Annotated in this window: 1 protein-coding gene; it reads right to left on the bottom strand. The window is 70.9% G+C overall.

Features of this window, described 5'->3' with window-relative positions; genetic code table 11:
* Positions 1-1,513: gamma-glutamyltransferase family protein (locus tag GA0115259_RS37630; RefSeq protein ID WP_093605065.1), on the bottom strand; the 1,513-nt coding region annotated here is incomplete at both ends.

Below are 1,513 nucleotides of genomic sequence, written 5' to 3' on the forward strand. Positions count from 1 at the left end.
CGGACCTTCTCCGCCGCGGCCAGCCAGCGGCCGTCGGGCAGCCGCTGCACGCCGGTCGCCGCGCCGATCTCCGGGTTCTGCGTGAACACGTGCCCGATCGCCTCCAGTTCCGCGCGCACCGGACTGTTCCACAGCCCCGGCTCCAGCTCCGTCGACGCGCCGTTGCGCTGGCTGGCGCGCGGCGCCGCGATCGCCTCGACCAGCGGCAGACCGCGGTCGAGATGGCCCGTCAGAGTCTGGAGCACCGTGGTGATGATGGTCGCGCCGCCCGGTGAACCGAGCGCGAGCACCGGACGGTCGTGCCCGTCGAGCACGATGGTCGGGGAGATGGACGACCTGGGCCGCTTGCCGGGACCGGGCAGGTTCGGATCGTGGACCGCCGGATTCGCCGGCGCGAAGGAGAAGTCGGTCAGCTCGTTGTTGAGCAGGAAGCCACGGCCGGGCACGGTGATCGCGCTGCCGCCCGTCGACTCGATCGTCAGGGTGTACGCGACGACATTGCCCCACTTGTCCGCCGCCGTGAGATGCGTGGTGTTCTCGCCCTCGTAGGTCGTCGGCGCGGCGGTCCCCCCGGTCGCGCACGGTGTGGGATCGCTCGGATCGCCGGGCGCGAGCGGGCTCTTGAGGACCGCGTCGTCCTTGATCAGGCAGGCGCGCGCATCGGCGAAGCGCTGGGACAGCAGTCCCTTCGTCGGTACGTTCTCGAAGGCCGGATCGCCGAGCCAGCGGCCCCGGTCCGCGAACGCGATCCGGCTCGCCTCGATGAAGCGGTGCAGATATCCCGCCTGGCTCGCCCGCGAAAGGTCCGTGCCCTCCAGGATGTTGAGCGCCTCGCCGACGCTCGTACCGCCCGAGGACGACGGCGCGATGCCGTACACATCGAGACCGCGGTAGGAGACCTTCGTCGGCGCCTGCCGCTTCGTCCGGTACGCGGCCAGATCCCGCGCGGTCAGATCGCCCGACCGCACGACCCGGGTCGCGGCCGGGTCGACGGGAGGCTTACGCACCGTACGGACGATGTCGTCGGCGAGGTCGCCACGGTAGAGCGCGTCCGTGCCCTTACGCCCCAACTCCGCGTACGTACGGGCGAGATCGGGGTTCTTGAAGACCGATCCGACCACCGGAAGCTGTCCGCCCGGCAGGAAGAGCTCGGCCGAGGCCGGGAAGTCCGCGAACCGCGCCTGGTTGGACTGGGTCTGGGAGCGGAAGGTGGCGTCGACGGTGAAACCGTTCTTCGCCAGCCGCTCCGCGGGCTTGAGAAGGTTTTTGAGCGACTTGCTGCCCCACGCGTCGAGCGCGGTGTCCCAGGTGGCCGGTGTCCCGGGCGTGCCGACGCTCCGGCCGCTGGTGACGGCGTCGGCGAACGGGATCGGCTTGCCGTCCTCCAGGAAGAGGGAGCTGTCGGCGGACCTCGGCGCGGTCTCCCGGCCGTCGATGGTGTGCACCGTACGGGACTTGGCGTCGTAGTAGACGAAGTAGCCGCCACCGCCGATGCCCGCCGAGTACGGCTCGG

The organism is Streptomyces sp. MnatMP-M17, assembly GCF_900091995.1.
GTDB lineage: Bacteria > Actinomycetota > Actinomycetes > Streptomycetales > Streptomycetaceae > Streptomyces.